Below are 14,727 nucleotides of genomic sequence, written 5' to 3'. Positions count from 1 at the left end.
TAGAGTTAAAACAAGGCTCTTAATGCTAGCGTTTAAATTTGATAAAACCAAACGTGTTGAATTAAGTGGCTAAAGATTCAGCTAGCTATTATATCAATCTAGCTGAATATGACCCAGTGATGAACAGTTTATATCATGATTACCAGCATACGACATATCCGAAGGCTTAACGTTAAATAGTCAGATGGTAAATTTTAATTTGATTGCCAATCTTGGCCAGAGATTGTCTTTAAAATGATAAAATAAATACCATACTCAAGCGTATTTTAATTCAGTTTGACATGGTAGAAAATTAAAGTAATTTTTTTAATAAAATTGAGGTTAATTAAGTTTTTTTAGCATATTTCTTACAATAATCCCATGTGCAACTGAAACAGGTAACATATAAATTTTACCAAAAAAATTATAAGTGATCACACTGGTTGTAATTTTAAGTATATTTTGATTGGGCTGATATTGTTCAATTTGGATTGCGACCAAAACACTTAAATGTTTATCGGTCGATTGTAAAAATAATTCTTGATCAGAAATTTTAACAACATCAAAAAAATCTAACTTTTGATTTAATTTGGGAATTTCACCCATAGAAGCGCCAAAACCTTTGATGGGTTTTACGCGATTTAAACGATAACTTAAATCATCTCTAATTTTAAAGGCGATATTGAGTAGTACAGATGATTGCTGTGTCATGATTTGATAAGCTTGGATAGCAGTGATATCTGTGTTGATTAAAGTATGATCTTTATGAAAAAAATTAAGTTCTTGTAAAGGCGCAACTAAATTAGAAGTATCAAATTTATGATTCATACAGTATTTATGTAATGCTAATGATAAGTTTATTGATTTACTTTTAATGTTTTCGATATGAATTGTCAATATGCATTGAGCATAATCAAAAAATGGGCATTAACATCCACCTGATTTATTTTTATCAAATTGAGTGTAAAACCATGTCTTTGAAGGTATAGATAAACGATTGATATAAGCTATATCGCAAAATATGGTATATAGCATTGTATATATCAAGATTATGTATATTTACTCTCATGATAAAAATGCTTAAAGGTACGATAAGAGAAAAAAATTGTAAGATACTCAAAATGATATTTGTATATCAAGATAAAAGAGCATATTGTTTTAGGTAGGATTGTGATGACAAGATTGACTTAAATAAAATTAGATGAGCATTTTTTTTATTAATTAGTAAATATCAGATAATAAATTTATATAAATATATTTAAAAAGTATAAAAAGTATTTTTATATAAATTAATAACTAAATATTAATTTAATATATATTTCTTCAAGATTAATAATTAACTTAAATTCATTTATTTTTAATTTTTGTTTAAATTATATTGAACTCATTGAATAATGGGTTTGACTTAATATGCTTGAAATCAAAAATCTAAATAAAAATTATGATCTTGCTTCAGGTGAGACTATTCATGTACTTAAAAATATCAATTTTAAAATTGATAGGGCTAAAATTACTGCCATTATTGGTCCTAGTGGATCAGGGAAATCAACCTTATCAAAGTGTTTAAGTTTGTTAGAACAACCAACCTCTGGTGAGTTGATTTTAGATGGTATTATTTTAAATCAACTCTCTTCTGAGGCATTAAGATTACAAAGAAAAAAAATAGGACTCGTATTTCAATCATCTGCTTTATTAAAGCGAAGAACTGCTGCTGAAAATATTGCTTTACCATTACAATTTTTAGGTGTGATTGATCAACAAGTTAAAGAACGGGTGCAGTATTTATTAGAAAATGTTCAGTTATTAGATCGTGCTAATCACTATCCTTGTCAACTTTCAGGTGGACAACAGCAACGCGTTGCTATTGCACGTGCACTGGCATTACAACCACAGATTATTATTGCAGATGAGGCAACTTCAGGTCTTGATCCAGATGCAACACAATCTATTTTAAAACTTTTAACGGAGTTACGAGATGAATTGGGCTTGTCTGTTATTTTAATCACCCATGAAATGGATGTTGTTAGGCAGATTGCTGATGAAGTTGCAGTGTTATCTCATGGTGAATTAATTGAAAATGGTCATGTTTTAGATTTGATCTTAAATCCTGCTTCCCAAATTGGGAAAAAAATATTACCGCTAAAAATTCCATCGAATCTACCATCAAATCATGTCGTTATTTTGCTGACCTATTCCTCACTTTATGGTACGCCTTTAAACTGGTTAAGCCAACTTAGTAAGCATGTTGATATTCAGTTTGATATACATGCATCAACAGTAGAACAAATATGTGATCAGACTGTTGGAAAGATTATTCTTAGTATATCTGCTGATTTATATTTTCAATATCAAAATATAATAGATCAGCATTTATCTTTATTAAAAATTCAAAGTGAATTAATTCATATTCCTGAAATTTATAATCATATTTTTGCTGCTTAATGGGGCTATGATGTCTAAAGATATTGTTTTAAGTAATAACACGCCTTGGTCAGATATTCCAAGTATGTTATGGCCAGCCTATTTAGAAACATGGACCATGGTGAGTATTGTGATGGTTTTTGTTATTGGCCTGGGAGGAATTTTAGGTATTGCCTTATTCAATAGTTCAGAACGTGGATTATTTTATAATTTAAGAATCTATTATTTATTAAATATGATTGTGAATATAGGAAGATCATTACCATTTTTAGTCTTAATGGCGGCAATTATTCCTTTAACCAAATGGCTGACTGGAACCACGATTGGTATTGCAGCAGCAGTTGTTCCAATGACCATTGCAGGTATTCCTTTTTTTGCTCGTTTAGTTGAAAACGCATTAAATGAACTTCCAACGGAAATCATTGCTGTTGGTCGAGTTTCTGGTGGCACCCACATACAAATTATTCAGCAAGTTCAATTAAAGGAATCATTACCTAGTTTGGTTTCTGCAGCCACATTAAACCTGATTGCTATGATTGAATATTCTGCTATTGCGGGAACGATAGGTGCTGGAGGGATTGGATATTTAGCAGTGTTATATGGTTATCAACGCTTTGATGAACACATTATGATCGCAACTATTATAACCCTCATTGTTACCATCCAAATTGTTCAATTTATTGGCAATCGTATTAGTCATTTACTTAAATATGCTTAGTTGAAAATTTTATGAATATTAATCGTTCATCTTTTGAATTAAAAAAGAAGTCTAAAGTCCCATATATTATTGCAGTGATAGTATTAATTGCTATTTTATTATTATCGTTCAATGTTTTAAATCGTCAGAAAAAAGAGCAGCAAAGTCCTTTTGGCCAAGCTTTAAAAGTGCATTATGAACCAACAATGATTGGAGAAAAAAATCTAATTGAATATGTTAATCAATATATTGCACCAGATTATGGTCTTCAGTTAGAGGCAGTTGGTGTACCAGATCCTGTACAAAGTAATCGTTCCGTAAATGATGGTGAATTCGCAGGAACTATTTATCAACATCAGTGGTGGTTAAAGCAAGTCAGTGATGCAAATGGGTTTAAATTAATTCCTACTGTCGAAGTTTATCAATGGGCATTTGGAATTTATTCAGATAAATATAAAAATATTAAAGACATGCCAAAAGGTGCGACTTTTGCTGTACCCAGTGATCTTGCGAACCAAGGACAAGCACTTTGGTTATTACAACGTGAAGGTATTATTGGATTAGATCCTAAGATTGAACCACGTACAGCGAGATTAAAAGATATTATTGCGAATCCATATCAGCTTAAGTTTAAAGAAATTGAATTGCTTTCTTTAGCACGTGCTTTAGAATCTGTCGATGCGGCAATTGGTTATGTTGCCCAATTTGATGCCGGAAAGATTCCAAGAAGCAAGGGGATTCTATTTCCTGCTGCACCTCGTACCTTTGCTGCTCGTTTAGTGATTGCCGAAAAGCATCAACATGATCCCGTAATTATAAAGTTACAGCAGGTTTTTGCAGATCCGAGAATCAAAACATATCTAGAAACAACCACAGATCCGAATGTAAAAGGTATTTTAACGCCTGTATCGAGTCATTAAATAAAATGATCTTATTGTATGAATTTTAATGAAGATGAATTTTTTAAATAAATTGCAGTTTATTTTTATAAGTTATTTTAAGTAGATACTTTTATAAAGTAATAAGAATTTTTAATTTAGATATACCAAATATTTATTTTTAAATATTTGGTATATTATTATTTATAAATAATAATATAGTATATATAATTTTTTAATTTTTTTATATTTTAAAAATTATTTTAAATACTTTTTGTAACGCTATAATTTTAATACTATTTTTTTGTATTGATATCTATGTTAATTCGTTTGATTTTATCTGCTAGTTTGTTATCTATTTTATCTGGAAATGCATTTTCAGATGATAGTTTAGATCATAAAGATTTTAATGTTAATGGTGCTGTGAGGTTTAGCTATGTTTATAATGATTATTTAGACAATCATGGAAATAAAGTTGATTTTGCAGATGCTGTATTATGGTTGAATTATAAAAAGGAAAATATTTCAGGTCATTTAGATTATCGATTTTATCAGGCAAATGATAAACTTGGAGAGTTACATTTTCCTGTAAATGCATGGTTATCCTATGATTTAAATCCTGAAAACAATTTTAAAATTGGCTTACAACCAGTTCCATTAGGTTTAGGGCGTTATTATTCATCTACTTATAATTTAACCATATTATATCAGTTAGGTTTGGAAGAGGTAAATAATTGGGGATTGACTTATAAATATTCACCTCAAAATTTTAATTTAACTGCCGGTTATTTTATCAGAGATGCAGGTAGTCATGTTGGTAATAGTCATAATTCAGCACATTACTCAAGTAATTTAACAGCAGAGCCAGAATTTAAACAGGGGACTCAATTAAAAGAAAAGAATCTTTTGAGTCTAAAGCTAGACAAAGATTTTTCATATCATATATATAGTAATGATATATCTTCAAATATTGGTGTTTCTTATTTACATAGTCAGGTAAATAATTTGAGAACAGATTATAAGGGGCGTAGAGATGTATGGACATTATTTCAAAAATCAAAAATTAATGATATCGGTTTTAATTTTATGTATGGAGGACAAAATATAAAAAATAAGGATGATATTTATCCAGATGAATCTACATTTGGTTTCTTTGATGGATATTATAATGTAGCAAATAAATCTAATTTTTTAACGACAGAGTTAAACTATACTTTACCTGTAAACTTTAAAAATTTTAGTAGTCCTTATGTGTATATAAATTACTCAAGATTCATTAAAAATAAAGCGGGTAGCGGAGATTCACAGCGTTTAATTACAGGTGTTTATACTAAATATAAAGAAAATTTACAGTTTTATCTAGAGTATATTAATAGTAAGAATGATAATGCTTTTGGATCAGAAGATGGTTATGCACAAGGCAATGATCATCATTCAAATAATACACTTTATCTTTCTCTTGGATATTATTTTTAGATTAAATTATTTTAAGAGATAATAGTTTTTAAATTTATTCCTAGTTGGTTGGTACAAGATGACTAGGGGTAAATTATAAAATTAATTGTTAATGAATTGATTTGTTAAGTTGGTAGTTTATTTATTTAATTAAGGTAATATTATAAGTGTAATTTAACTGATATGATTTTAAGTAGTGGCTAATTTTCAGAATAATATAGTTTGAATGATGTGGTTTTTTGGCTGTATTTTAATTCGATTTAAAAATATAAAAAATTTAATTATTTAAATGATGATATCTATGCCTTATTTTAAATTATGTAATTTAAATATTTATTTAATATAAAGGATCAAATCAAGCAATGATATTTTTAATACAGTAAAGACCAGAGTAATCATAATGAACCTTAAATTACAAGATATTCGTGTAAAAACGAATAAAGACATACCTGAATCTGTATTTGTACAAAAAGAGCAGGCTCAACATATTGTTAATGACCAGCAAGCACTTCAAGTTGCTCAAACATTAGCAGAGGTTTTTAAGCAAAATGCTGCTTATCGTGATGCTCATCGTTTATTAGCACTTGATGAAATTGTTGCATTTTCACAAAGTGGCTTATGGGGAATCAATATTCCCAAACAGTATGGTGGTGCGCAAGTTCAATATCGAACCTTATCGCAAGTGGTTCGTATTCTGGCAAGTGCAGACCCTGCTTTAACGCAAATTGCCGAAAACCATTGGTCTTTTTTAGAGCAAATTCGTTTAGATGCAAATGAAACACAAAAACAGTTTATTTTTGGCAATATTTTAACAGGTCAACGCTTGGGAAATGCATTATCTGAGCGTAGCGGACGAACCGTTGCCGATTTCACCACACGTATTACCAAGCATCAAGACGGTTATAAGATCAAAGGGAAAAAATTTTATGCAACGGGTGCAATTCTGGCACACTGGGTATATGCAGTTGGACTGGATGAAACTGGTCATGAAGTGACCGCACTGATTCCTTATCATGCTGAAGGTTTAACGATTCTTAATGACTGGTCTGGTTTGGGACAACGTGCAACTGCTAGTGGAACGGTTATTTTAGATGATATTCAGGTAAAAGCTGAATATGTGATTAAACCTGCTGCAGGGAGTGAAAATATTAATTTAGTCGGAACAATTTCCCAGTTGATACATGCTTCTATTGATGCCGGTATTGCTGATGCTGCCATTGAGGATACAATTGCTTTTGTTCGACAATATACTCGGCCATGGATCGATGCTCATCAAGAATATGCAGTCGATGATCAATTGACTCAAGTGAGTATAGCCGAGTTAAAAATTAAATTACATGCAGCAACATTAATGCTGGATCGTGCAGCTGATTTTATTGATCAAGCTTTACAAGATCTCACTGCAGAAAAAGCCAATGCTGCTACTTTAGCCGTCGCTGAGGCCAAAGTGCTGAGTGCTGAGATTGCAATTTTAGCAACCAATAAATTATTTGAACTTGCAGGGACGCGTGCTGCATTAAGTGAATTAAATTTAGATCGCCATTGGCGCAATGCACGAACACATACCCTACATGATCCTATACGCTGGAAATATAAATTGATTGGTGAATATTATTTAAAAGGAAAATATTTACCACATCATCCATGGAGTTAATCCTTATGCATAAAAATTAATAAATATTTCGTCGTTTATTAATTCTATTTTTGATATATCAAAATAAGATTTAAATGATTTTTTAAATCATGTTTTTTATATATTTTGCAATATTAAAATATAGGTCTATGCTGATGATTAATATTGCAAATGCTGATAAATATTTTAATGTCAAGAATCATAAATTCTATGCATTAAAGCAAATCAGTCTAAACATTGAAAGTGCTAAAATTGTGGGCATTATTGGTCATTCAGGTGCAGGAAAGTCAACTTTACTGCGTCTTATGAATGGTCTTGAAAAAGTTGATGCTGGCCAAGTCGAAGTTTTGGGTCAGTTATTACAAGATTGTTCAGACGTTGAATTAAAGCGACTTAGAAAGCAAATCTCAATGATCTTTCAGCATTTTAATTTGCTTAAAACTAAAACTGTTTTTGACAATATTGCCTTTCCATTATATCTAGATCGACAGCTCAATAAACAGCAGATTCAGCAGCGTGTAGAAGCTTTAGCAATACAAGTCGGTTTAACTGCCCATTTACAGAAATATCCAAAACAGTTGTCTGGTGGACAAAAACAACGTGTTGGTATTGCACGTGCTTTAGCAAATTCTCCTAAAATTTTATTATGTGATGAAGCGACCAGTGCACTTGATCCAATAACTACACATGAGATTTTAACTTTATTACTGCAAATTAATCGTGATTTGGGTATTACAATTGTATTGATTACACATGAAATTGATGTGATTCGTAGCATTTGTGATGAAGTGATTGTGATGGATAAAGGACATATTGTGGAGCAAGGTCCTGTCGATCAGGTTCTTTTATATCCTCGCCATTCGGTATCACGTTCACTGATATTTGCAGCTGAAAGTTTATATCCACATGAGGAATTATCGATAACATCAACTTTAATTCGTGTCACTGCGATGGGTGAATTGGTTAAACGTCCAGTTTATGAAAAGTTGGCACAACAATGTGCAGTTGATTATCAAATATTGCATTCAAAAGTAGAACGGACGAAAACTTCTTTATACGGTCAAACTATTTTAGCACTGCAGGGAGGAGATATTCAGTATTTTATTCAACATTTACAACAGCTAGGTGCCTCTATTGCGCCACTATCTGTCGTTCAGCAACAGATCACGGAGGCTGCTTAAATGCTGCAATTAATTGCAAATTTGGATTATATCGAATTATGGGAAGCATCCAAAGCAACACTATTGATGTTGTCTATGGCTTTAATTTTGATTGTACTTTTAGGGCTCCCCTTGGGCGTGGCAATTTACTCTTTTGCAAATAGTCGCATCAGGAAGCATCCGTTTTTTTATCATATTTTATCATTTTGTATCAATATTATACGTTCTATTCCTTTTATTATTTTAATGATTTTACTGATGCCATTGACGGCTTTTATAACGGGTACAACGATTGATGTGGCAGGGGTTATTCCACCGATTACCGTTGCAGGTATTGCATTCTTTGCTCGCCTAACCGAAACCGCTTTGCATGAAGTTGATAGTGGCGTGATTGAAGCAGCACAATCGATGGGTGCAGGTTATTGGCAAATCGTCACAGGTGTTTTATTACCAGAGGCCAGAGCCCCCATTATTGCGGCGATTACCGTGACAGGAATCGCTTTGGTTGATTATACCGCTGTATCTGGTGTTATTGGGGGAGGCGGTCTTGGTGATCTGGCAATTCGTTATGGTTACCAGCGTTACGAAACAGAAATTATGTTGGTCACGGTATTGTTGCTAATTGTTATTGTGCAGGTTATCCAGCTTATCGGAAATAAAACTGTACATTATTTTTCTAAAAATTATACTTAATTTAATGTTCAAGAGAGATTATGAAAAGATTAACTCAATATGCCATCCTACTCAGCATGATGACGGCATCTACACTCAGTTTTGCCAATCAAACAGTCACTATTGGCGCAAGCGCAACGCCTCATGCCATTATTTTGCAATATATTAAACCAGAATTGGCCAAGCAGGGCATTGATTTAAAAATTAAAGTTTATTCAGATTATGTACAACCCAATACACAGTTAGTAGCGAAAAAACTAGATGCCAACTATTTTCAATACCGCCCATTTTTAAATGATTTTAATCGTAGAACCAAGTCTAACTTGGTTGCTGTTACACCAGTACATATTGAACCATTTTTGCTTTATTCAGCTAAAATTAATAATATTAAGCAGTTAAAAGATGGTGCAACTGTTGCTATTCCGAGTGATCCTGTCAATGGTGGACGTGCATTATTACTATTAGCAAAGCTGAATTTAATTACCTTAAAACCAGGATTTAAACAGCTATCTTCACCAACAGATTTGTTACCAGCTGTACGTGATATTGCAAGTAATCCTAAACATTTGAAAATTAAAGAACTGGACTCTGCAATGTTACCGCGTACTTTATCACAGGTTGATATTGCGGCATTAAATTGTAATTATGTGTTGGAAGCGAATTTGCCGCTGAATAAAGCACTCTATATTGAACGTGGTCAAGATGGAAAAAATATCTGGGCAGAGTATTTGGTTGTGCGTTCAGGTGATCAGAAAAAGCCTGAAATACAAAAAGTTGCTAAAGTCTTAAATAGTGATTCAACGCGTAAGTTTATTCAACAGCGCTTTAAGGGTGAAATCTATAGTGCATTTTAAGGATAAGAAAATTATTGCATTGAATTACCCCCTAAAAGTTAGACATCTCGTCCAACTTTTAGGGGGATATATCCCCCTAAAAATTTCAATCATCACTTTAACGATAAGCTAAAAGTAGTTTTTAACTATTTATGCCTGACCAATACGCCATTGATAAGGCGGTAAATGACCATTAACACTAAAATCACCAACAATACGATCTTTATAAATACGCGGATTATGTGAGGCAAGTGTACGTATATTGCGCCAATAACGATCTAAAGCTAAATTCTTATCTGTCGCGGAAGCACCTAATGCATCAAAAATAATTGATGATGCATTTAATGCTAAGTCTGTAATAATCGTTTGTGATTGTGCAATTTCAAGTTCTGCAATCGCATTTTGATCTGCTTCTATCAGTTCATTTTGTTGTAATGCAGCATGATAAGTACGCTGTAATGCTTGTGCATTTTTTTCAATAATTGCAGTAGCACTATAGGCAGCACCACGAATTTTACCCACAACTTGTAGAATTTGTGGATCATGCCGAACATGCTGAGTATTTGCATGCGTGTAATTTCGTGTACGTGTTTCAACTAAATGCGAGAGATCATAGCTTGCAGCACGGGTAAGTCCAGTAATAATCGCGAGTTGAATTAACTGATAGAAGCCAGCAGAATATTTAAATCGGTCATCATCTGCTAATACATCGGCAGGGTTAACCTCTACATCTTTAAAGATAGCTGTACCACTGGCAGTAAGTACTTGACCAAAACCATTCCAGTCATCAATTACTTCTACGCCAGTTGCATGGCGTGGAATTAAAATCGAAGCAGAATTCCCTTCTAAATCACTGATTCCGACATCAATCCATTCTGCATATAAGCTTCCCGTCGTATAGTATTTGGTGCCGTTGAGTAATACTTTACCTTCTGCGGTTTTAGATAAATGGGTGCTAAACTGATCAATCGACTCTTTTCCTCCTTCAGACCAAGCACTCCCAACCGTTTCACCTCGACCAATACGCTTTAACCATAATTCTTTAAATTCAGTATGTTGACTCAGTAAAATGTCTTCAGTAAAACCAAAATGAACTCGTAGTATTTGAGGTAAATTAGCATCCGCTTGCGCCAATTCAATCAGCAATGCAAAGAGTTCTGGAATGGTGGCATCAAAACCATGATGACTTTGAGGCAAGCGTAAGCGGGTAAAGCCAGAATCTTTGAGCCATTGTAGCTGTTCAAATGGCAATATATGATGCTTTTCACGCTGATTGGTACTGCGTTTAATTTTCTCAAAAATTGGGCGAAACTGTTGAGCCAATGCATCATAACGTTCGGATGGACCTTGGCCCCAGACTTGATAAATAATCGCATCTTGGCTTGGTCGATGATTAATTTGGCTTGGATATTTTAAATCTGTTAAAACTGTCATGATAAATATAGAGTTAAATAAAAATAAAATATTAGAGTTTTTGTTGAGTTAATAAATTAATAATTCATGATAATTAAGTGAAATAATAATATTAATAGTAAAAATGAAAATTTTATATCAAAAAAATATTTATTAAATATAGAATAAAAAAACAAAAATAAATATTTAAAATTATTAGAAATTAAAACTAGCCTAAGTATAGTATTTTGCTAGGTTATACAAATGTCACAAACAATCGATACAGATCATTCCTATTTAATTAGAAATTCGGCTGATATTTCCCAGCTTATTTCAAAATATGCTGGTGAAGGCAAAACCAATAAAGTGATTTGGTTAGCCCTAATTGGTGTTTTTATTGATGCTTATGATTTAACCACTTTATCTTTTGGTATTGAACAGGTTATTTCAGATTTTTCCTTAACACCCGTAATGACAGGCGTGGTGGCTTCAGCCATTATCGTTGGAACAATTGTTGGAAATTTATTGGGTGGATGGCTAACGGATAAAATTGGACGTTATCGTGTTTTTATGGCCGATATGGTGCTGTTTGTGATTGCAGCCATCGTTGCTGGTTTAGCACCTAATGTTTGGGTATTGATTGCGGCACGTTTTGTTATGGGAATTAGTGTCGGTATTGATCTTCCAGTTGCCATGTCATATTTAGCCGAATTTTCAAAATTTAGTGGAAAAAGTAATAAAGCGGCACGTTTAGCGGCTTGGTGCCCAATGTGGTACGCTGCTTCTAGTACCTGTTTTGCAATTGTGCTGATTTTATATTTTATATTACCAGCTGATTATGCACATTGGTTATGGCGTATTTCACTGATTTTTGGTGCTGTTCCTGCAATTTTTATCATTTTTATTCGTGGTAAATATTTAACAGAATCACCAATTTGGCTTGCAAATCAAGGTGACTTAAAAGGTGCTGCAAAAATTTTACGCGATTCCTATGATATTAATGCTTATGCAGCTGTCGATCATGTTGAAAAAGTTGCAAGCCAAAAAACACAAGGAAGTTTTAAAGTATTATTTAATCAAGTTTACTTATCTAGAACTATTGTTGCTATTGTGATTCATATTTCTGTTGCTTTTCAATACACTACGATAGCATTCTTTTTACCTTCAATTTTGACGCGTTTTTTTCATACAGATACTTTAACCACGATTACTACTACCTTAGGGTTAAATTTAGCTTTTGCTTTTACGGGAGGCTTATTGGGTGTTTATCTCGCAAGTCGTCTCAGTTCGCGGTTTATTTTACTCAGTGGTTTTCTTTTACAATTTATTGCACTGATATTTTTAGGTTTGGTTGGAGAGCCTGCCAATAGCTTACTGCTGTATTTTGCGATTGCTATGCTGGGATTGTGGCTGTTTGCCGAAGGATTTGGTCCTGGTGCACAAATGATGGTTTATCCTACCATGGCATATCCAGCATCAATTCGAGGTGTTGGTGTAGGAATGAATCGTGCTGTGTCGGGAGTAGCACAGGCAATCGCCTTATTTGTATTGCCGATTTGGATGGCTAAATTTACCACTGATGTATTTTTATTAATTTCACTCTTTGCAGCGGTCCCTTTAATTGTGATCGGTTTAATGATTAAATTTGAGCCGACAAAACAAGATGTTGATGCTAATCATTCGCTTGATATCGAAGATCCACCATTGCTTGTTAAATAAATAGTAGCATTAATCTTATTCAATATTGGCAAAAGCAGCGTTGAGCAATGCTGCTGTGCTTTATTTTAAAAATGCTGAAATTGAGCAATTTTTTGTATATATAAAATAATAATAAACAATAATTTTTTAATTATTTTTAAAGAAAATAACTTTCATTAATAATAAAAAATCAGTTAATCATATTTTTAAGAATAGTAAAATTATGTCTATTTACAATAAATTACCTACTTTGGAGCGCATTATTGAAGCACATCAGGCACTCAAGCAACAGAAACCTTTGGTCCAGTGTTTAACCAATACCGTCTCAGTTAATTTTATGGCAAATGTTTTATTAAGTGCTGGTGCCTCACCTGCAATGGTCGACAATCCAGAAGAATCTGCTGAGTTTGTACATTTTGCACAAGCTGTCGTGATTAATTTAGGTACGCCAACTGCAGCATTAGTTGAGTCAATGAAACTGGCTATTGCTGAGGCATATACGCTGAATAAGCCTTGGGTATTAGATCCTATTGCTGCAGGTGCATTATCATGGCGTGGGCAATTGGCTGCTGATTTTTTAAAATTTAAACCGACTGTGATCCGAGGAAATGCCTCAGAAATCATTGGGTTGGCTGGTTTGGGGCGTAATCATAAAGGTTTTGATAGTTCTGATGATCCTGAGCATGCTATTGCTTCAGCTAAATTTCTATTGAAACATAGTGCTGCTGTTTCCGCTTCAGGAGAGGTGGATCATATTGTTGCGCAAACCGAAGATACTAAATATTGGTTGGCAAAAATTAAAGGAGGAAGTTATTTTTTCCCTTTAGTCACTGCATCAGGCTGTTCATTAGGCGCATTAGTGGCAGCGTATAGTGCTGTCACTGATCCTTTTAATGCTGTAGTCACGGCACATGCCCATTATGCAGTTGCTGGAAAGAAAGCACATGCCAAAGCGGATACTCCAGCCAATTTCCAAAATGAATTTGTTAATGAATTATATCGTATTCGTGCAGATGACTTTAAGCAATATTTAGAATTGAGTATTGAAGAATTACGGGATACAGCATGAAGTATTTAATTTCTGCTGCCGAACTCTATGTGCAATTGCATGCCGTACAAATTATTGAAATAGGTGTTAAGACTGCAGATAAAAATCATGCAGCAAAGGCATTACAACAATTCTTAAACGGACATATCATCGGCGCACGATATGTAGATTTAAATCGGCAGTTTTGTAACTTAAATACCTCATTACATTATCAGTGTCCAAATGCTACTGAATTTTATGCATCGTTAAAATATTTAGGTTTGGATTTTAGTCAACCTATTGTCATTTATGATCGTGCAAATCATATTTGGGCAGCACGTTTATTTTGGATTTTACATGCATATGGTCATCAAAATGTTCGAGTTTTGCATGGGGGATGGACGGCTTGGTATCAAGCGCAATATCCACAACAAACAGGAAAAATGCCATCATTTAATCAATTTAAAGAATTTTCTTTTCAGCTCAAAAGTGGTTTTTTTGCAGATTTAAAACAAGTTCAACAAGCAACTAAATTAAGTTCAGCAACACAATTGATCAATGTATTGCGCCGTTCAGTCTTTTTAGGAGAAGAGTTACGTTATGCAAGGGCGGGGCATATTCCAAACAGTTTAAGTCTTCCTTTTGATCAGTTATTAAATGAAAACGGACAATTTAAAATGCTTGAAGAAAATTTTTTCACTGCTTTAGGTATTGATTTAAATAAAGAAATAATTGTTTATTGTGGTAGTGGTATTACAGCTAGTGGCACAGCACTAATATTCCTGAGTGCACAAGCAATAGCCGTTAAAGTGTACGATGGTTCAATGTCCGAGTGGAGTGCAAATCCCAATTTACCCCTCACAGTCTGGGTTTAACATAGGT

At 33.2% G+C, this 14,727-nt stretch carries 13 protein-coding genes; 11 read left to right on the top strand and 2 right to left on the bottom strand.

Annotated elements, in window-relative coordinates:
- Window positions 1-321 precede the first annotated feature (321 nt).
- Window positions 322-807: a DUF2867 domain-containing protein gene (locus tag QSG86_RS13605; RefSeq protein WP_317031999.1), complete on the bottom strand. Its 486-nt coding sequence runs from the start codon at window positions 805-807 to the stop codon at window positions 322-324.
- 582 nt (window positions 808-1,389) lie between these two features.
- On the opposite strand from QSG86_RS13605, the gene QSG86_RS13600 reads away from it, so the two are divergent.
- From QSG86_RS13600 to QSG86_RS13565, 8 genes are all read left to right on the top strand, one after another.
- The gene (locus tag QSG86_RS13600) at window positions 1,390-2,421 is read left to right on the top strand and encodes a methionine ABC transporter ATP-binding protein (RefSeq protein ID WP_317031998.1); all 1,032 of its coding nucleotides are present in this window, start codon (window positions 1,390-1,392) and stop codon (window positions 2,419-2,421) included.
- A gap of 10 nt (window positions 2,422-2,431) precedes the next feature.
- The gene (locus QSG86_RS13595; RefSeq protein WP_317031997.1) at window positions 2,432-3,118 is read left to right on the top strand and encodes a methionine ABC transporter permease; all 687 of its coding nucleotides are present in this window, start codon (window positions 2,432-2,434) and stop codon (window positions 3,116-3,118) included.
- An 11-nt stretch (window positions 3,119-3,129) separates the two neighbouring features.
- Window positions 3,130-4,017, top strand: a complete 888-nt coding sequence (locus QSG86_RS13590; protein ID WP_317031996.1) for a MetQ/NlpA family ABC transporter substrate-binding protein — start codon at window positions 3,130-3,132, stop codon at window positions 4,015-4,017.
- Between the two features lie 276 nt (window positions 4,018-4,293).
- Window positions 4,294-5,451: a hypothetical protein gene (locus tag QSG86_RS13585; protein ID WP_317031995.1), complete on the top strand. Its 1,158-nt coding sequence runs from the start codon at window positions 4,294-4,296 to the stop codon at window positions 5,449-5,451.
- Window positions 5,452-5,830: 379 nt separating this feature from the next.
- Entirely contained in the window at window positions 5,831-7,084 is a 1,254-nt protein-coding gene (locus QSG86_RS13580) for an SfnB family sulfur acquisition oxidoreductase (protein ID WP_317031994.1), read from the top strand.
- A gap of 134 nt (window positions 7,085-7,218) precedes the next feature.
- Window positions 7,219-8,244: a methionine ABC transporter ATP-binding protein gene (locus tag QSG86_RS13575; protein WP_317031993.1), complete on the top strand. Its 1,026-nt coding sequence runs from the start codon at window positions 7,219-7,221 to the stop codon at window positions 8,242-8,244.
- Window positions 8,245-8,916 (top strand): methionine ABC transporter permease, encoded by a 672-nt coding sequence (locus QSG86_RS13570; RefSeq protein WP_317031992.1) that lies wholly within the window; start codon window positions 8,245-8,247, stop codon window positions 8,914-8,916.
- Between the two features lie 20 nt (window positions 8,917-8,936).
- Window positions 8,937-9,749, top strand: a complete 813-nt coding sequence (locus QSG86_RS13565) for a MetQ/NlpA family ABC transporter substrate-binding protein (protein WP_317031991.1) — start codon at window positions 8,937-8,939, stop codon at window positions 9,747-9,749.
- A gap of 129 nt (window positions 9,750-9,878) precedes the next feature.
- Here the strand turns inward: QSG86_RS13565 and QSG86_RS13560 are convergent, their stop codons facing one another.
- The gene (locus QSG86_RS13560) at window positions 9,879-11,162 is read right to left on the bottom strand and encodes an acyl-CoA dehydrogenase family protein (protein WP_317031990.1); all 1,284 of its coding nucleotides are present in this window, start codon (window positions 11,160-11,162) and stop codon (window positions 9,879-9,881) included.
- Between the two features lie 222 nt (window positions 11,163-11,384).
- On the opposite strand from QSG86_RS13560, the gene QSG86_RS13555 reads away from it, so the two are divergent.
- The 3 genes from QSG86_RS13555 to QSG86_RS13545 all read left to right on the top strand — a co-directional run bounded on the left by QSG86_RS13555 (window position 11,385) and on the right by QSG86_RS13545 (window position 14,720).
- A complete protein-coding gene (locus tag QSG86_RS13555) occupies window positions 11,385-12,839 on the top strand; it encodes an MFS transporter (protein ID WP_317031989.1) in 1,455 nt (484 codons plus the stop codon).
- Window positions 12,840-13,041: 202 nt separating this feature from the next.
- Entirely contained in the window at window positions 13,042-13,887 is an 846-nt protein-coding gene (gene thiM, locus QSG86_RS13550; RefSeq protein WP_317031988.1) for a hydroxyethylthiazole kinase, read from the top strand.
- Window positions 13,884-14,720, top strand: coding sequence for a sulfurtransferase (locus tag QSG86_RS13545; protein ID WP_317031987.1), 837 nt, complete (start codon window positions 13,884-13,886; stop codon window positions 14,718-14,720). The genes thiM and QSG86_RS13545 overlap by 4 nt, the downstream gene beginning before the upstream one ends.
- Window positions 14,721-14,727: the final 7 nt, after the last annotated feature.

The organism is Acinetobacter sp. SAAs474, from assembly GCF_032823475.1.
In the GTDB taxonomy this organism is placed as follows: Bacteria; Pseudomonadota; Gammaproteobacteria; order Pseudomonadales; family Moraxellaceae; genus Acinetobacter.
This window is presented reverse-complemented; position numbering and strand designations above follow the sequence as displayed.